Origin of the sequence: Salegentibacter salinarum (assembly GCF_900168115.1) — a bacterium.
Classification (GTDB): Bacteria; Bacteroidota; Bacteroidia; order Flavobacteriales; family Flavobacteriaceae; genus Salegentibacter; species Salegentibacter salinarum.
Map to the genome: position 1 here is coordinate 216,089 of NZ_FUZC01000005.1, position 18,283 is coordinate 234,371.

At 38.1% G+C, this 18,283-nt stretch carries 12 protein-coding genes and 2 pseudogenes; all 14 read right to left on the reverse strand.

All coding sequences use genetic code 11. The annotated features are described in order from the left end of the window. Positions 1 to 1,158: 1,158 nt before the first annotated feature. The 14 genes and pseudogenes from B5X53_RS08270 to pgmB all read right to left on the reverse strand — a co-directional run bounded on the left by B5X53_RS08270 (position 1,159) and on the right by pgmB (position 18,264). Positions 1,159 to 2,016 (reverse strand): 5-oxoprolinase subunit C family protein, encoded by an 858-nt coding sequence (locus B5X53_RS08270; protein ID WP_079712766.1) that lies wholly within the window; start codon positions 2,014 to 2,016, stop codon positions 1,159 to 1,161. Next, positions 2,006 to 2,737 (reverse strand): 5-oxoprolinase subunit PxpB, encoded by a 732-nt coding sequence (gene pxpB, locus B5X53_RS08275; protein WP_079712767.1) that lies wholly within the window; start codon positions 2,735 to 2,737, stop codon positions 2,006 to 2,008. Before pxpB ends, B5X53_RS08270 begins: the two co-directional genes overlap by 11 nt. Further along, entirely contained in the window at positions 2,734 to 3,474 is a 741-nt protein-coding gene (gene pxpA, locus B5X53_RS08280; protein WP_079712768.1) for a 5-oxoprolinase subunit PxpA, read from the reverse strand. Before pxpA ends, pxpB begins: the two co-directional genes overlap by 4 nt. Positions 3,475 to 3,587: 113 nt before the next feature. Next, the gene (locus tag B5X53_RS08285) at positions 3,588 to 4,808 is read right to left on the reverse strand and encodes an Nramp family divalent metal transporter (protein ID WP_079712769.1); all 1,221 of its coding nucleotides are present in this window, start codon (positions 4,806 to 4,808) and stop codon (positions 3,588 to 3,590) included. After that, a complete protein-coding gene (locus B5X53_RS08290) occupies positions 4,808 to 5,959 on the reverse strand; it encodes a DUF2891 domain-containing protein (RefSeq protein WP_079712770.1) in 1,152 nt (383 codons plus the stop codon). Before B5X53_RS08290 ends, B5X53_RS08285 begins: the two co-directional genes overlap by 1 nt. Before the next feature lie 155 nt (positions 5,960 to 6,114). Then, positions 6,115 to 6,767, reverse strand: a pseudogene (locus tag B5X53_RS08295) (ATP-binding protein); the annotation flags it as partial. A gap of 834 nt (positions 6,768 to 7,601) precedes the next feature. Continuing rightward, positions 7,602 to 8,402: pseudogene (locus tag B5X53_RS08300) on the reverse strand (magnesium chelatase domain-containing protein); the annotation flags it as partial. Between the two features lie 47 nt (positions 8,403 to 8,449). Next, positions 8,450 to 9,310, reverse strand: coding sequence for an N-acetylglucosamine kinase (locus tag B5X53_RS08305; protein WP_079712771.1), 861 nt, complete (start codon positions 9,308 to 9,310; stop codon positions 8,450 to 8,452). 95 nt (positions 9,311 to 9,405) lie between these two features. Continuing rightward, positions 9,406 to 10,404: a type I glyceraldehyde-3-phosphate dehydrogenase gene (gene gap / locus B5X53_RS08310; protein WP_079712772.1), complete on the reverse strand. Its 999-nt coding sequence runs from the start codon at positions 10,402 to 10,404 to the stop codon at positions 9,406 to 9,408. Positions 10,405 to 10,422: 18 nt separating this feature from the next. Next, complete coding sequence (pfkA, locus tag B5X53_RS08315; protein ID WP_079712773.1) at positions 10,423 to 11,409, reverse strand: 6-phosphofructokinase; 987 nt, start codon at positions 11,407 to 11,409, stop codon at positions 10,423 to 10,425. A 124-nt stretch (positions 11,410 to 11,533) separates the two neighbouring features. Beyond that, positions 11,534 to 12,970, reverse strand: a complete 1,437-nt coding sequence (locus B5X53_RS08320; protein ID WP_079712774.1) for an alpha-amylase family glycosyl hydrolase — start codon at positions 12,968 to 12,970, stop codon at positions 11,534 to 11,536. 186 nt (positions 12,971 to 13,156) lie between these two features. Continuing rightward, positions 13,157 to 15,013 (reverse strand): glycoside hydrolase family 13 protein, encoded by a 1,857-nt coding sequence (locus tag B5X53_RS08325; RefSeq protein WP_079712775.1) that lies wholly within the window; start codon positions 15,011 to 15,013, stop codon positions 13,157 to 13,159. Positions 15,014 to 15,219: 206 nt separating this feature from the next. Continuing rightward, positions 15,220 to 17,526, reverse strand: a complete 2,307-nt coding sequence (locus B5X53_RS08330) for a glycoside hydrolase family 65 protein (RefSeq protein ID WP_079712776.1) — start codon at positions 17,524 to 17,526, stop codon at positions 15,220 to 15,222. A gap of 78 nt (positions 17,527 to 17,604) precedes the next feature. Beyond that, the gene (pgmB, locus tag B5X53_RS08335) at positions 17,605 to 18,264 is read right to left on the reverse strand and encodes a beta-phosphoglucomutase (protein WP_079712777.1); all 660 of its coding nucleotides are present in this window, start codon (positions 18,262 to 18,264) and stop codon (positions 17,605 to 17,607) included. Positions 18,265 to 18,283: the final 19 nt, after the last annotated feature.

Consider the following 18,283-nt stretch of genomic DNA (forward strand, 5'->3'; position numbering starts at 1 on the left):
CTCGTTCCTCGTTCGCGATCAGGTTAGAAAGAGCCCGACTGAAGTCAGGATAATTCGATCAGCATTATTAATACGCCTTTGGCTTTTAAAAGCGCGATCTCATTAAAAAGGGGTGTTTTTCCCCTTGTCAAAAGCATACTTATCTTCTACTTTTGACATAGTCATTTTAGTTAGCTAAAGTGTTTTGGGGCAAAAGAGTGTCGTCAATGGTGGGAAATCTGATTGGTAGGGTAATCAGGTTTCTCGTAAACCAAGGCGGCACTTTTTTATTTTAATGAGCCTATATTTTAAAAAGGCCTTTGGCCGTATTTAAAAAATCCGATTTTATATCGGGATCTTCTCACAACTCTTAAACCTTTAATCATCCAGTGGTGAGTTCTCAGTTTTAGATCACCAAGAATTCATAAATATTTTTTCATGTCATTGCTAAGACCGGGATAGCAGGGCGTGGCAATCTGTCCTTGAAAAGTATTACTGTTCCTCTCCATCTCTAATTGTTAATTCAAATGGCGATACTAGAGTTAAAAGCTAAAATAATGCGGTATTGAGAAGTGACGGAGAACTCCAAACATAAGATCGCCGCACTCGTTCCTCGCTATGACGAATGAAAGGAAAAATGAAAATTCAAAACTCATATCTGAGAACAGAACTCTAATCTATAAACAACCGACTACTGAAAACTGTATTCTGGAATATTTTCAGAATGCGCCTTTGGCTTTTAAAAAATACGATCTCATTAAAAGGGGATTTTTCCCCTTGTAAAAAGTGTACTTAGCCTCTACTTTTGACATAGTCATTTTAGTTAGCTAAAATGTTTTGGGGCAAAAAAGTGTCGTCATTGGTGAGAAATCTGATTGGTAGGGCAATCAGGTTTCTCGTAAACCAAGGCGGCACTTTTTTATTAGTGAGCCTTAACATCAAGAAGGCCGTCGGCCGAAATGAATATTTTAGCGCGAGCTAATCCTGATTTTACAGGATCTTCTCAACTCAAATGCTCAAACATTCGTCATTCTGAACTTGTTTCAGAATCTAACATATTAGGCTCTGAAACCATTTTAGGGTGAACGAACGGGTAAGTTCACTACTAGCTTACCTATCTAACGACCTAGATGCTGAAGTATCCCGAGGCTTCGGGACAGCATGACGATTAAGGAAAAACTAAAATTTAAACAAAAACCTAATCTTATCTCCCGCTCTTTTCTGTGCCATCATATTAATTCCTTTTTCACTTAGCTGTAAAACCCTTGGATAACCGCCGGTGGTTTGGCAGTCACGCATTAAAACGATCAATTTTCCACCGGGAGTGAGTTGGACGGTTCCCGGCAATACCGGGCCGGTAATAATAGGATCCAGCACATTTTCTAAAATTTCGCTTAGCTGGATCGCCATTCGGTTATTGTTTTTATCAATGCTGAATTTGCTCTGTCTTAAATGACTTTTCAAAGTTTCGTGAAGTTTTTCGTATTCCGGGCCGGGAAAAACTTCAATTTCTTCGGAATTTAAATAGGTGTTATCAAACTTTAATGCAGCGTGAGTCTCGTATTTTTCTTCCTCAGAAGCTTCGTAAAGCAATTTTATACCTTTTTCAAGCTTGCTGTGCTGGGTGATATCTTCGTACCAGCTTCGGCTTCCCAGGACCTTTTCGGTTTTAAAGCCGTCAAGAATTGCTAGATAAGCTCGCATACCAAGCTCGGGCTTTCCAAAAGAAAGCACATCGTCTTTATTAATTTTTACTACTTCGTTATTTTCAATTTCCCTGTCATTTAATTTTGGGGAAAGATAAGCGCCGCTAATCGCGATTTTAGTAGCTGCCGAAAATTTAAGTTTTGGTCCCATTTGGGTGATTTCCATCACCGCGGCATCGGCCTGATTTTGCAAAATTAGGTTCGCGGTTTTTAAAGCAATTCTATCCATCACTCCACTTAATGGAACTCCGTATTTTTGAAATCCGCGACGACCAAAATCCTGGATGGTAGAAAATAATCCCGGATGTATTACTTCAACTTCAGCGTGCATAATTTTCTTTTTTTAGTTGAAATTTTCCTTCTGAAACCTGCGCTGAAATTTCCTCGAATTCAGCTTTGGAAACCGAATAGAATTTCACTTTATCTCCGGCTGAAATTCCACAGGGCGGATCGTTATTTTTGTCGAAAAGTTGTACAGGACAATTGCCTAAAATTTGCCAGCCACCGGGACTGGATTTTGGATAAATTCCGGTTTGATTTTCTCCTATGCCAACAGCCCCTTTTTCTATCTTCATTCGGGGTTGGTTTTTTCGTGAAATTTGTAGCTTTTTATCGAGCCCTCCCAGGTATAAAAATCCGGGCAAAAAACCGGTAAAATAAACCGTATAGAATGGGGCTGTATGAAGCTTAATAATTTCCTCTTTTGATAGTTCTTTTTCTTCAGCAATAAGTTCCAAATCCCAACCAAATTCTTCATCATAACAAACCGGTAGATGAAAAACCTGTTGGTTATTTATTTTTCCTATCTTAGCCTCATCAAACAGCTTTTTAACCGTCAAAATCTCATCATAGAGGTTTTCTATACTAAACATATAACTAATTAATAACGAGTTGTATGTGTTAATTACTTCAACATTTACTTCAGTATAAAATTCTTCTAGTTTATTTTTGTAAAAAAGAAGTTTTTCGAGAAGCTTTTCACTAATTTCCGGTTGAAATTCTATTAGAATTCCACGCTCCCCCATCGGTTTTATTTTAGGAAAATCACTCATTTTGTATTCCTGATTTTGATGTTACTTTCAGCAAATTTTTGCTCTAAAAACTTAATAATTTCAACCGAATTCGGAGTGTCACTATGGAGGCAAAATGTATCAGCTTTTAGGCTTATATTTTTGCCATTTTCAGAAGTGACCTTTTCTTCAGAAAACATAGAATAAAGATGATTAAAAACAGCTTCTTTTTCGGTGATTAATGCGTTAGGTTTTGAACGCGAAACAAGGCTTAAATCAAGTTCATAATTTCGATCGGCAAAAGCTTCAAAAACGACTGGAATCTTGCCCTCTGCAAGTTCAGAAATAACTGAATTTGGAGGACAAAATAAAGCCAGTTTTTGATCGAATTCAAGCACAGAATCGATGATAACCTGAGCTGTTTTTTCATCTTTTGCAGCTTCATTATAAAGCGCTCCATGAGGTTTTACATGAGTAAGTTTTACCCCTTCTGCCTCGGCCAATTGTTTTAAACTTAAAATTTGCGCAACTATAGAACGCTGCAATTCTTCCGCAGAAATATTCATTGGATTTCTTCCAAAATTCTCCTTATCGGGGTAAGAAGGATGTGCCCCTATTTCAATATCATACTCCGCGGCGAGTTTTATGGTTTGTTGCATCGTTTCAAGAGTTCCGGCGTGGCCTCCACAAGCAATATTGCAGGCAGAGATATGCGGCATTAGCTCGGCATCAAAATCGCCGCCTTCGCCTAAATCGCAGTTTATATGGATTTCTTTCATTTTTTTATTTTTAGATATAAAATTAGATACCCGATAGAGACTTTCGGATTTAAAAATAGTGGAAACCTACAAGGTTCTAAAAACCTTGCAGGAAAAATTCTAGTTCCACTGGATTAAAGCCCCTGAACTACGCTTATAATCGATTTTACGCCAAGAAAAATGGCAATGGCGATTACTATTATTCCCAGCAGGTTTTGCAGCTTAGAATTGCGATGTGTGCCTAAAACCGAAGCTTTATTAGCTACCCAAAATAAGAAAATAGCAATAACGGGCAATAAGATTCCGTTGGCAATTTGCGCAAAGCGAATAATTTCAATTGGGTTTATTTGCAGGGAAGAGAAGAAAACTCCTAATATTAGAACTACAGCCCAGGCTGTTTTAAATTTCGCTGATTTCATTCCACCCTTCCAGCCAAAACAGCCTTTTACCACATAAGCTGCCGCTAAAGGTGCCGTAATTGAAGAAGTTATCCCGGCAGCTAAAAGTCCCAGGGACATAAACCAGGTGGCAAATTTTCCAAAAAGCGGCTCAAGGCTTACCGCCATATCTGCAGCTGAATTTACATTTGTTAACCCCGAAGCGGCTGCACTAATTAGAATAGCCATAGAAACTGTACCGCCCAGAATAATAGAAACCACGAGCTCTTTCCTGGCAACAGGTAAATAAGAAGCTTCTTTCCACTTTTCACTTACCAGGGATGCGTGTAAAAATAAATTATAAGGTACTACGGTGGTTCCCACTATAGCCATTACCGTTAACAAACCTGCTGTATTACCGGTGGGAATTAATCCTTTTAAAATTTCTAAGATATTAGGTTTGGTTAATATTGCGGTGAGCACAAAACTAATACTCATAAGAAGAACCAGCCCTATAAATATCTTTTCCAGGGTTTTATAACTTCCGGTAAACAAAAGCAAGAAAGCGACTGCCCCAATTAAAATACTCCATAAATTAAGGGTGAAACTTCCTATTTGCAGGTTCTGAATTCCAAAAATTGCTTCGGCTCCCAGAACCGCCCCGGTAATGTTCCCGGCTTCATAAGCAGCGTTTCCGATAACTATTGCTGAAAAAATAAGAATGATCGCTAAAATCCTGAAAACGGGTTTCCTAATTTCATCCCTAATAACATCGCTTAAACCTTTTTGTGAAACTACGCCCAACCGGGCTGCCATTTCCTGTAAAATGATACACGAAAATATGGAAAGCAATAAAGCCCAAAGCAGACTGTAACCAAATTCAACCCCGGCCAGTGTGCACACCGTAACCGTTCCCGGCCCAATAAATGCAGCCGAAACCAGGATTCCGGGACCAAGATTTTTTAGGAAATTTCGCACTACATATCTTTAGATTCCTGTAGCGCATAAATAGCAAAACTTCCCAGCCAGTGGCCACCTTCATAAGAGTCACCAACTAAATTAGGAAAAGAATAAGCCACGTGCTCATCGGCTATTTCCTGTAGATGCGAGAATTTATCGGGATATTGATTTATAAGCCCGTAGAACACCCAGGCACGGCTAAAATTGAGTCCGTCAAGATGCACCAGTTTTCCATCCGTCCTGTCAGAAACTTCCCCTACTTCCATTTCAAAATCTTCAGTTTTTAACTGCGGAAGAAAATCTTCAAGCCACATTTCAAAAGCATTTTTCGGCAGAACCCGACGCATAATATTTACTTCTTCCAAACAAGGCGATAAGAAATCAAACCCACCCGGTTCCCAAGAGATTGGGCAATCATCATCCTTCAAATAAAAATCTTTTGCCCTATTTGAAATTAACTCCTCTAGGTCCTTATTTTCGGCTGCAACCGCATAATCATACGCAAAACTAAGTCCGAAAGCCGTATTAGCGTGTTCCCCAACTCTAATTGGATAATTTAGCTTTGGAAGGAATTCAAGATATTTATTGACAATAAGATTGGTAAGCGGGTCTAAATTCTGTTTTAATTCTTTGGCCAGAGGATCATTCCAGGTTTCAATTTCTTCGGCAAGTTTTAGTAGCCAGGCCCATCCATAGGTACGCTCAAAAGAATCGCTTTGTTCCCTATTAAAATAAGCCACTTCACCCTGAATATTTTCTTCAGAAAGAGATTCCTTTAATTTCTCTCTAATGGTTTCAGCTTTCTCCATATCTGGAAATTGTTTTAGCAAACTCACCATAGACCAATGCGCGTGAACCGAGGAATGCCAATCGAAACAACCATAAAATGCTGGGTGTAATTCAGAAGGCTCACCTAGTGCTTCTTCATTTTCCAGGGTTTGATTTAGTTTATTAGGATATTCGGTATTAATACAATTTAAAGGAAGTTCGGCTAATCTATTGGCAGCTTCTTTGGTAAATTCCACACGGTTTTCGCCCAATAGATCTCCGGTTAAAGAATTTTCTTCTTCTATAGTGTCGCTTTCTATTTCTGAAACTTCTTTAACTTCAGGTTCACCTTTACACGCAAATACGGAAACAACAATAAGCAGCAATAAACTTTTTTTCATAGTAGTATAGTCTTAGCTAATAAATTATCCCAAAACAAAGTTGCGAGATATCATTCTAATTTAATATAGCAAGTAAATATAATTTTAAAAGTTGACATATTTAAACCTGAATATCATTAGAAAATATCAAATTTGTCTTAAAAAAGCAGAAGATATTAGCCCAACCAGCCATTCCGGTCCAGACTTCTATACTGAATAGCTTCACTAATATGATTTCCTTTCATATTTTCTGAATTTTCTAAATCGGCAATTGTTCTGGAAACTTTAAGAATACGAGCGTAAGTGCGAGCCGATAGGTTTAAACGCACCATCGCCGTTTTTAACAATGCTTTGGAAGCATCATCTCATGCACAAAACTTACGAATTTGCCTCTCGCTCATTTGCGCATGTAACCCGTTTTCTAATTTCTACACTGCTTTCTAAACGGCGTTCTTCGCTTAGCTTTTCAAAAGGAACGGGAGTGACTTCAATATGAATATCTATACTGTCTAACATCGGGCCGCTAATTTTACTCAAATATTCCTGCATTTCTGCCAGAAGAAGTTGCGGGAGCATCGGGATCATTAAAATAACCACTGGGGCTGGGATACATACTCGCTACCAGTATAAAACTGGAAGGATAAGTTACTGTAAACTTAGCCCGGGAAATGGTTACTTCACGATCTTCTAAAGTTTTACACATTACTTCTAAAACACCCCGCTTAAATTCAGGTAATTCATCCAGACACTGGACGCCGTTGTGCGATAAAGAAATTTCTCCCGGTTGCGGATAAGCCCCACCGCCGACTAAAGCGAAGTCTGTTATCGTGATGAATGTAACAGTTGAAGTGAATTCAACGCAATAAAAAACCCTCCTAATAGAGGGCTTCATGTTTTCAATGATTTAGTACCGACTTCTGATGTCTTTGTATAGTCCGTAAAGGATAAAGTATGCAGTACCTGCAGCTGTTATACCTTTAGCTAACTTTTCAAAATCACTTTGTGTTAATTTGTCCATGACATAAAATTTAAATGAATAAAAATTTTTACAAGAACATAAACAACATTAAAAAAATTAAAATTAGCTCCAATAAGAGCTCAAAGCCATGCGGCTTTTACAAAAATAAAAAATTATATCCTTAGATTCCATAAATATTTGTTAATTCAAACTCCAACTAAATTATCATATATGTAGATAATACCCCTATCTAAGAAAATAAGGAAAAACATAACCTCTTGGAAAACCTCATGGATATACCACCGTTAAGAGCATATTGCATAAATCGTAAGGATTTTTTTATATGAGGTTCGAATGATGAGAAATATTCTAATCCTACTCCCTTGAAAGGTGTTATGCGCGGCGGGTTCTATCGCAATCAGCTATGGTCTCTCCACAATCGCATTCTTGACTGTGTTGCGTTTCACTTTCCCAAGCTTTACGTTGGTTTAATAATTGTCTTTTCATTGTTTTTATTTTAAACAGTTAATTAATAAAATATATTATTGTTGGAAATAGTCCATTGTTAATATAACGATTTTTTATTTTTAAAGAGGGTAAAAAAAGTAATAAAAAACGAGGTAAAAAAAGAGAATCAAGACCAACCACCCATTATACTACACTAACATCGGAGATTGTATGGTGCGTACTCCTAAATGGCCTTTAAGACATTAAACCTACGTTTTCTTTTACTCGGCCAACCACACAATGAATTTTAGTAGTTTCCAGGGATTCGTGTAAAGTCATTGGTGTAAAATACTCGGCAGGCGTTTTGCCAGCATCGTTTCCCCGGCTCCCGGCGGACCAATTAAGTTAATATAGTGTCCACCTGCTGCGGCAATTTCCATACAGCGTTTTATAGAACCCTAGTCTTTAACATCGGCAAAATCGTGTTCGGGATGATCCAGGTTTTTGTAGAATTGTTCGCGGGTATTAATTATGGTTTGTTCTATTGCCTCACCCTTATCGAAGAAATTGATAACTTCTGTGATATTTTCTAAGCCATAAACTTCAAGACCGCTTACAATAGCTGTTTATTTGGCGTTCTGCTTCGGACGTATAAATTCTTTAAAACCTCCTTCTTTGGCTTTAATGGCTATGGGCAAAGCGCCCTTTATGGGTTGTAAGCTTCCGTCTAGCGAAAGCTCACCCATAATAATATATTCTGAAATATTTTCAGCTTTAATTTGGCCTGAAGCGGCCAGAATTCCAAGGCTTAAACTAAGATCGTAAGCCGAACCTTTTTTTCTAAAGATCAGCCGGCGCCATATTGACGATTATCTTTTAACCCGGAAATTTATAGCCGTTATAATGTAGCGCGGCTGCAATACTAAAACTACTTTCCCTCACTGCATTACCGGGAAGTCCCATTAAGTGATATCCAATGCAGGTTGCTACATTTACCTCTATGGTAATTGTAGTTGCCTCTACCCCAAATACGGCCCTTTCACAAACCATTATAAACATTTAAGTGTAAATTTCTTAAATGTATTAAAATTTATGAAACACAGTAATTAATTAGGTGCAAGTACATCTTTTCTATAGTATTCTATTAAGGCATCAATTGGTCTACGCACAATATTTCCTATTTCTATCCCGTAAGGCTGGGCTACTGCACGAATAATATCTTCACTAAAATAAGCGATGGTACCAATAAAATGCACCGGTGTATTTTGGGCTTGCTTGTAACACATTACACGGGAATGCATAAAATCTGTAATTCCTTCGTGTACTAATTTGTAGAAATAACCATTGCGTTCGTTAGAGAAAATAAATTCAGCAAAAGAAGCGAGATAGGTATTTGGATTCTCTTTACGATAAAGATTTTTCTTAATCTCGTCGGACTCCATATTGTATAACTTACCAAATTCCTCGGCAAGTTCAGGAGGCATTCTTTTGTAATAATAATCTCTAATTAGTCTTTTTCCGAAGTAATTTCCACTGGCTTCATCCATAAGAATATAACCAAGGGAATGTACGGCCTGGTGGATATCCTTGCCATCAAAATAACAACTATTAGAACCTGTACCAAGAATACATACAATTCCCGGCTCTGTAGTGGCGGCGTAAACCGCGGCTACCATATCTTCCAGAATTATAACTTCTTCTACATTGGTAAAGAAATTTGTAAAAATTCCTTCCAGTAATTTTCTAGGCGTTTCGGTACCACAACCGGCGCCGTAAAAATGCACGCGTTCTACTTTGTCTTTTATTTCTTTTAAATCGGCATTTTCTTCAATGCGTTGTTCCAGTATTACCTCAGGAAATACTGCCGGATTTAATCCTTTGGTGCGGGTTCTAAGTAATTCTTCACCCGTTGCACTAAGTAAAATCCAATCACATTTTGTAGAGCCACCGTCCGCTATTAATATCATGTGTGTGTGAATATGGTTTAATTAAAAAGCCTGAGGAAAGCGCTAAAGATTAAAATAATCTAAGCGTAGCTTTCTTCAGGCTCTAAAATAAAATATTAAATTGAATTAACGTGTGCCGCTAAATCCAAAAGTTTGGCAGAATAACCATATTCGTTATCATACCATGCGATTAATTTGAAAAAATTATCATTAAGTGCGATTCCTGCATCAGCATCAAAGTTACATGTGTGTGCATCTGAGACGAAATCCTGAGAAACCACAGCATCATCAGTATAAGAAATCACTCCTTTGTAAGCTCCTTGAGAAGCTTTTTTGAAGGCTGCTTTAACATCGTCATAACTAACAGACTTTTCAGTCTTAACTGTAAGGTCTACTACAGAAACATCTGCGGTTGGCACTCTAAAGGCCATCCCGGTAAGTTTTCCATCAAGTTTAGGAATTACTTTCCCAACAGCTACGGCTGCACCTGTTGAAGATGGAATAATGTTAAGGAGTGCACTTCTACCACCTCTAAAATCTTTTGCCGAAGGTCCATCTACAGTTAATTGAGTAGCCGTAGTTGCGTGAACGGTTGTCATTAAACCTTCTACAAGACCAAACTCATCGTCTATCACTTTTGCAAGTGGAGCAAGACAGTTTGTAGTACAAGAAGCGTTAGAAACAATAGTATCTTCTGGCTTCACATCTTTATGGTTAACACCCATTACAAACATAGGTGCGGTTTTAGATGGTGCAGAAATCACTACTTTTTTAGCTCCTGCATCAATATGTGCCTGTGCAGAATCTTTTTCTTTAAAGATACCGGTACAGTCTATTACAACATCTACTCCGACATCTCCCCATTTAAGGTCTGCTGGATTTTTTTCTGCTGTAATACGAATGGTATTTCCATTCACTACCAGGTTTCCGTCTTTTACATCAACATCACCTTTAAATTTACCGTGTACAGAGTCATACTTTAGCAAGTATGCCAAATGATCTACATCAAGTAAATCGTTGATTGCTACAACTTCTACATTATCTTTTTCAGCCGCGATTCTAAACGCAATACGTCCAATTCGGCCAAAACCATTAATTCCAATTTTTGTACTCATAATTTAAATTTTAAAAATTTACACTGAAGTGATGTTTGCCACCCTTCTTAATTCCTGATCAAATTCCCTGTCTTCTTTTAAAGCAGTTTCCAAAGGCACGTGTACCACTTTTTGGTGGTGCACGCCTAACATGATATTGGTTTTACCATCGGTTAATGCTTCAACCGCACCAACACCAAGCTTACTGGCCAGAACACGATCAAAACAACTTGGAGAACCTCCTCTTTGAATATGACCCAATACAGAGACTTTAATGTCATATTCTTCGTGGCTTTGCGAAATAAATTCAGCTAACTGAAAAATATTTTTTCCGCTCTTTTCCCCTTCAGCCACCACGATAATGCTGGAGGTTTTTCCGGATTTTTTACTTTTTTCCAAAGAATCCATCATACGCTGAATTCCCTGGTCTTCTTCCGGAAGCAATATTTCTTCGGCTCCTGCACCAATACCACTATTTAAAGCAATATCGCCTGCATCCCGACCCATAACTTCAATTAAGAACAATCGGTTATGAGAACTCGCGGTATCCCGAATTTTATCTATGGCTTCTACCACCGTATTTAAAGCGGTGTCGTAACCAAGGGTATAATCGGTACCGTTAATATCGTTATCTATTGTTGCGGGAATTCCCACAATTGGAAAGTTAAACTCGTTGTTAAAATAAAGGCCACCGGTAAAAGTTCCATCTCCTCCTATTGCAACCAAAGCATCTATACCGGCATCGATAAGATTTTTATGAGCTTTTGCCCTTCCTTCTTTGGTTTTAAATTCTTCAGATCGGGAAGATTTTAAAAAAGTACCTCCTTTATTAATGATGTTTCTAACAGATCTTGCGGTAAGTGGTTCAAAATCTGCTTCTATAAGTCCTTGAAACCCGCGGTAAACACCCACACATTCCAGATTATAATATGAACAGGATCTAACAACCGCCCTTATAGCGGCGTTCATTCCGGGTGCATCACCCCCAGATGTTAAGACTGCAATTTTATTAATTTTTTTCGCCATTAGGCCAAATCTATTTTAATTCTACAATATAACCTAATTTCCTAAAAAACTAAAACGTTTTCGGTTAATAACTAACAAAAACAGCCCTTTCGAGAGGGCTGTTTTTAGTTTTTTAGTAAAAATCTTAGTTATTTATTAAGATAAAGTACTGCCAGGGTTCCAAATCTATATTTTTATCTTCAGAAATTTCTATGGTTTCACCAGATAAATAGTCTTCAAAACTTCCGTTTAACTGAATGCTGAAACTAGTCTTTTCATCGTTCATATTAGCGATGTAAATCAACTCAGCACCATCTTTTTCCCTTTTAAAGGCTAAAACTTTTTCTTCTTCTGAAGTATCAATATTTTCATAAGAAGCAGCTTCCTTTGCACCGTGCAGGGCTTTGTTTTCGTTTTTCAATTTTCCGAGTTTTTCCAGTAAAGGCCAAACTTTTCCTTTTTCCTTCGGAATAGTATCTTTTTCGAAGAATAAAAGTCTTTTATCCATATCATACTCCTGCCCGCTGTAAATTAGCGGCATTCCCGGTAAAGTATAAGTAAGAGCCATCATAGTTTCTGAAGCATCTCCCATTCTTTCCTTCACCGTCCCGTTCCAGGAATTCTCATCGTGGTTGGTTACGAAATTCATTAAATAATCGTCATCTTGATAGGTAGTATCTATTTTCTGCATATACTCATCCCAATCTTCGGCAGTTTGCTTGCCCTGCGCAATTTCGTTCATAATATGGTGGCCTTCCCAATTATAACCCATATCGAAAGCATTTTCAAAAAGATCCTTGTCTTCTGACTCGGCTAACATGAAAACCGGTTTGATATCTTTTAGTTGCGGAACAATACCTTCCCAGAATTCGGTAGGCACTTCCCCGGCAACATCAGCTCTAAAACCGTCTACATCATATTTCTCTACCCAAAACTTCATTTCTTCACCCATAGCTTTGTGAAGCTCTTGGTTTTCAAAATTTAAATGAGCAACATCTGTCCATCCCCAGGATTCTCCGGTTGCAGGGTTTATAGGATCTGTAACTTCCCCGTCTTCATTTTTATGATAATATTCAGGCTTTTCCTCAATCCATTTATGGTCCCAACCGGTATGGTTAGCAACCCAATCCAGGATTACGTACATATCATTTTCATGAGCGGTTTCAACGAGTTCTTCAAAATCTTCAAAGTTCCCGAATTCAGGATTTACTTCGGTATAGTCTGAAATCGCGTAATAACTTCCCAGGTATTTTTTTCGTTCTTCCGGATCTTCAATATCTTCTACTGAAAGATCTCCTGTGGCTTTTCTATTTTTCATAGAAATAGGGTAAATAGGCATCAACCAAATCACTTTTACCCCAAGTTCTTTTAACTGCGGAATATCTTTGGTAAAGGCATCAAAAGTTCCTTCTTGAGAATATTGGCGAATATTAGCTTCATAAATCACCGCCGATTCCAGGGCTTCGTTAGATACAGGATCTATGTTTTGCTTTTCTTCTTGTTCCGGCTGTTCTTGTTTTTCGTTCTCTTTACAGGAAAACAGGGCTGTAAAGGCCAGCAGCATTATTAATGTTTTTTTCATTTGTTTTATTTTAGTTGCTATTTGATTTTTCTGTTAGTCTTTCTTTAAACGTCATCCTAAACTTATCTCAGGATCTAACATGATTAAAATTACATCTCATATTAGAACCCCGAAGTAAATTCGGGATAAAGTCTGAAACAATCCCGAAGTTTCGGGACAGATTGACGAAGACTAGAGTTTTTAATTTTACTGCATTTTAGTAGTAAAAAAGTAAACGCCTTCTTCCGGTAATTCCAAAGAATCCTCCCATTGAAAAGGTTCTTCGGAAATAAGGTTTTTAAAGCTTTTTCCTTCTAAATTTAGTTCGCTGAACCGTTCTAAATCCAGTGTAACCGATTCTTCATTTTTATTAAGAATAAGTACCACAACCTCATCGCCTGATTTTCGACTAATTAAATACGTCCCGTCTTCAGGTGCGAAATGTTTGGTTTCACCGGAGTGGATAGCATCGCTGTTTTTGCGATAATTCATTAATTTTTTAACGAATTCCTGCATACCAGTCTTTTCTTCGGAAAGTCCTTCACCGGTAAATGCATTCACTTCGCTATCGTCCCAACCACCAGGGAATTCAGTTCTAATAAGTCCGTGGTCACCGGGATTTGCGGTATCATCCATTAAGATTTCGGTTCCGTAGTACATCTGGAAAATCCTTGGTAAAACCGACATATAAGCGATGGTCATCTTAGTTTTAGCCACATCTTCTCCAAGTTGGGTATAGATTCGGCTTTTATCGTGATTATCTGGGAAGATCATAATATTTTCAGGATCGGCATAGGCAAAATCATTGGCCAAAGCTTCATAGATTTCAACCAGTCCGGTTCCCCAGGTTTCTTCGGCTTTTAAACCAGTTACAATCTTTTCCTGCATCGCGAAATCCATCGTCGATTTAAGGTTAGAATCATAACCATTATCCACGCCATCCTGCCAGTATCGAATAAGCAACGGGTTCAAACTCCACTCCTCACCTACTATATTAAAGTTTGGGTACTCAGTCATAATTGCGCCGGCCCACTCGCTCATAAATTGCTTATCGGGATAAGGGTAAGTATCTTGCCGAATTCCGCCTAAACCTAGAGTTTCTATCCACCAAATACTATTCTGAATTAGGTATTTGGCCATAAACGGATTTTCCTGATTTAAGTCGGGCATGGTTTCTACAAACCAGCCTTCGGTCATTCCTTTTTTATCAGTTTCTGAAGCGTATAAATCCTGGTTGGTTGTTCTACGGTGGTTGGAATATACCAGATCTTCGCCATTTTCAAACTTCTCCTGAAAGTTGATCCAATTGTCAAAAGGTAAATCGTCCATCCACCAGTGCTCTACGCCTGCGTGGTTAGCTACCTGGTCCATCACCAGTTTTATTCCGCGCTCAGCAGCTTTATCGGCCAGTTCCCTGTATTCTTCTAAAGTTCCAAATCGCGGATCAACTTTATAAAAATCGGTCATTGCGTAACCGTGGTAAGAACCCGATTTCATATCGTTGATCACTAAAGGTGAAGGCCAAATCGCGGTAAAACCCATTTCATCTATATAATCTAAATGACTGATAATGCCTCGAATATCTCCACCATGACGACCATAATCGTCCTGACGATCTATGGTTTTTTCATTTAAGTAATCAAAACTGTCATTAGATTTATCACCGTTGGCAAAACGATCGGGAGTGATTAAATAAATCGCGTCAGAATTGTCGAAACCAACGTATTCTGAAGCAGGTTTTTCTCGTTCTTTCAGCTCATATTTATATACTTCTTCTGAACCATTTTCCAGCTCAAAAGTGATATCAAAAGTTCCAGCTTGGGCCTGCCCGATTTGCAAATCGATAAACAGGTAATTCGGACTATCGGCTTTTTTTACATTTTCAATGCTTACTCCGGGATAATCGATCTTTGGAGTGGCATTTCCAATATGCTCCCCGTAAACCATTAACTGGAGTTCGGATTCTTCAAAACCCGTCCACCAGTTTGGTGGCTCTATGCGTTCAATTTGCGCAAAACCGGTAAAACCGGCAAAGAGCATTAAGGTGATTAGTATTTTTTTCATGATTATTTATTTAAAAAATGATATGTTGAAAATTGTTCGTCAAGCTGAACTTGATTCAGCTTCTAACATTTTTCGATAATTAACTTATTAGATCCTGAATCAAGTTCAAGATGACGGTAAATATCCAAAGCAACGAATTATATCTCCGTATAAATTTCGGAGCAAGCTCTCAAACGATTCTGAAGCTTCGGGACCGATTACCGTAACTACACCGCAAATTCCTGATTCGGATGTACCTCTACAGCTTTTCCTTTCACGTTTATTTCAATGGTATTCTCCCCTTCTAAATGAAACACAGTTTTTTCAGCAGAGACTTTTACTTTTAAAATCTGGTCTCTAAAATTCACTTTAAAGGAATAGGATTTCCAATCTTCAGGAATTGTGGGATTGAATGAAAGCTGATCATTTTTAACTCGCATTCCACCAAAACCTTCAACAATACTCATCCAGGTACCCGCCATACTGGTAATGTGGCAGCCCTGCTCTACTTCTTTATTATAATCGTCCAGATCAAGTCTGGAAGTCCTTAAATAAAAATCGTAAGCCTGTTTTGTTCTTCCTAAAAGTGCCGCCTGAATACTATGAACGCAGGGAGAAAGTGAAGATTCATGAACGGTTATGGGCTCGTAATAATCAAAATGTTTTTCGAGTTCGTTTTTACTAAAATGGTCTTCAAAGAAGTAAAAGCCCTGCAAAACATCGGCTTGCTTTATATAGCAGGAACGTAAAATCCTGTCCCAACTCCATTTCTGATTGATTGGTCGCTGAGATTTGTCTAATTCAGCGATTGGTACGATTTCTTTATCTAAAAATCCGTCCTGCTGAAGGAAAACTTTGTGCTCTTCAGAATAAGGAAAATACATATTTTCGGCAACTTCTTTCCATTTTGCGAGTTCGCCTTCGTTAAGTTTGGTTTTACCCATTATACGCTTATAATCCTCAAAATAGGCGTCTTCAACTTTATCAATCGTTTCTAAACAATACTCAATACACCATTTTGCCAAATAGTTGGTATACCAATTGTTATGCACATTATTTTCGTATTCGTTTGGTCCTGTTACACCCAGCATAACGTATTTATTCCGGTCTTTGCTGAAATTCACCCGTTGCTGCCAGAATCTCGCAATTGCGATCATTACTTCCAGGCCTTTTTCAGGGATATATTCGAAATCGCCGGTATAACGTACGTAGTTATAAATGGCATAAACCATTGCACCGTTTCTATGAATTTCCTCGAAAGTAATCTCCCATTCGTTATGACTTTCTTCACCGTTCATCGTTACCATTGGATAAAGTGCAGCTCCATTTTTAAACCCAAGTTTTTCGGCATTTTCTATGGCTTTATCGAGGTGGTTATATCGATAGGTCAAGAGATTCCTGGCCACCTGCTGGTCTTTGGTTGCCATATAGAAAGGAATACAATAAGCTTCGGTGTCCCAGTAGGTACTTCCGCCGTATTTTTCACCGGTAAAACCTTTCGGGCCAATATTTAATCGCTCGTCTTTTCCTAAATAAGTTTGATTCAGCTGAAAAATATTAAAGCGGATTCCCTGCTGGGCTTTTACATCCCCTTCAATAGTAATATCGGCCATTTCCCAAATTTTCCCCCAGGCTTCTTTTTGCTCCTGAAGCAATTTTGAAAATCCAGTTTTTTTAGCGTAATCTAATACCTTACTCGCCGCTTCATGCAATTCTGAACGTTTATGGTTCATGTCGGTTACATAACCGGCGTATTTTCTAAGGCTTAATTTTTGACTTTTTTCAGCTTTAACTGAGTAGGAAAAAGTAAGTGAATCTTCGGTTTTGGTTTCAGTGAAATCAACATCCTGTTTTTCACCATTCAACAAAACTTCAGAGTGCATATAGGTGTTTACATGAAACTCCGTTTTTAGAGTTTTAGAAAGGACAAAACCTCTATTTCCTTCAGATTTCACTTCTAAAGTTTTCCAAAAACGCTCTTCCCAATTGGCATCGGTATTGGTAATTCCACCATCAAGATATGGATCAAAACGAACCTCAGCATCGCTGTTTAAAACTTCAATTTCAAAATCTATCGCGCCAAGTTCATCTTCAACAATAGATAGAAAACGGGTAGCCTTTACTGAAATTTCAAGCTCGTTTGGTAAAGTAGCTACGAAACTACGGCGGTGAAAACCTTCTTTCATATTAAGCTCTCGCTTAAAATCTTCTACTTTTTTACAGGTAAAAAGATCTAAGGCTTCATCGTTTATAAACACATTGATCCCAATCCAGTTGGGCGCATTGAGCACTTTTGCGAAATATTCGGGATAGCCGTTTTTCCACCAGCCTACTTTGGTTTTATCGGGATAATAAACACCACCAATATAGCTTCCCTGGAAACTTGGCCCTGAATATTGTTCTTCAAAATTGGCTCGCTGACCCATCACGCCGTTACCGATACTAAAAAGGCTTTCAGACGATTTTACTCGTTCTACATCAAATCCTTCTTCCAGAATGGACCACTCGTTAGCTTGTATATAATCTTGGTTCATTGCTTTATTTCTGTCTAATTTCTAATTAATTAACCCCGGGACAGGCCCATAGGTTTAAATTCTAATATTTTAAAAGCCTCACTTAGTGAGTAATTTCTTTATAAAATCTATATCTATTTCCGTGAAATCTTTAAATACATAATCGGCTTCGCCCAATGTTTTTTGTTCCCCAATTCCTATGCTGATCATATTTGCATTATTCGCCGCCTGTACCCCAGCTACGGAATCTTCAAAAACGATACTGTTTTCCGGTTTAATATTTATTTTTTCGGCAGCGATAAGAAATACTTCGGGATCTGGTTTTGCTTTGCTCACATCGTTTCCGTCTACAATGGCATCAAACTTTTCCAGCAAATTGATCTTTTTCAAAATGACACGGGCATTTTTACTCGCGGATCCTAATGCAAACGGAATATTATTTTCAATTAAATAATCGATCAATTTTTGAACGCCGGGAAGAATTTCATCTTCCTCCATTTTGGCAACATAAGAGAGATAATTTTCGTTTTTAAGCGCCATCTGGCGTTTAAATTCTGTTTTTGAAAGTTCCAGTTCTCCCCATTCCAGTATTTTTTTTAGAGATTCTACCCTGCTAACACCTTTAAGTTGCTCGTTTTGAGCTTTGGTGAAGTCGAAACCCAAATCGTTAGCCAGTTTTCTCCAGGCCAAAAAGTGAAATTTCGCGGTATCTACAATCACCCCGTCTAAATCGAATATTACTCCTTTATTTGTTTCCATTATTTTAAATTATCTGGAT

Excerpts from the sequence above, each read along its gene's own strand:
- B5X53_RS08270 (WP_079712766.1), bottom strand. The coding sequence starts at position 2,016 with ATGCACGCTGAAGTTGAAGTAATACATCCGGGATTATTTTCTACCATC.
- pxpB (WP_079712767.1), bottom strand. The coding sequence starts at position 2,737 with ATGAGTGATTTTCCTAAAATAAAACCGATGGGGGAGCGTGGAATTCTA.
- pxpA (WP_079712768.1), bottom strand. The coding sequence starts at position 3,474 with ATGAAAGAAATCCATATAAACTGCGATTTAGGCGAAGGCGGCGATTTT.
- B5X53_RS08290 (WP_079712770.1), bottom strand. The coding sequence starts at position 5,959 with ATGAAAAAAAGTTTATTGCTGCTTATTGTTGTTTCCGTATTTGCGTGT.
- B5X53_RS08305 (WP_079712771.1), bottom strand. The coding sequence starts at position 9,310 with ATGATATTAATAGCGGACGGTGGCTCTACAAAATGTGATTGGATTTTA.
- gap (WP_079712772.1), bottom strand. The coding sequence starts at position 10,404 with ATGAGTACAAAAATTGGAATTAATGGTTTTGGCCGAATTGGACGTATT.
- pfkA (WP_079712773.1), bottom strand. The coding sequence starts at position 11,409 with ATGGCGAAAAAAATTAATAAAATTGCAGTCTTAACATCTGGGGGTGAT.
- B5X53_RS08320 (WP_079712774.1), bottom strand. The coding sequence starts at position 12,970 with ATGAAAAAAACATTAATAATGCTGCTGGCCTTTACAGCCCTGTTTTCC.
- B5X53_RS08325 (WP_079712775.1), bottom strand. The coding sequence starts at position 15,013 with ATGAAAAAAATACTAATCACCTTAATGCTCTTTGCCGGTTTTACCGGT.
- B5X53_RS08330 (WP_079712776.1), bottom strand. The coding sequence starts at position 17,526 with ATGAACCAAGATTATATACAAGCTAACGAGTGGTCCATTCTGGAAGAA.
- pgmB (WP_079712777.1), bottom strand. The coding sequence starts at position 18,264 with ATGGAAACAAATAAAGGAGTAATATTCGATTTAGACGGGGTGATTGTA.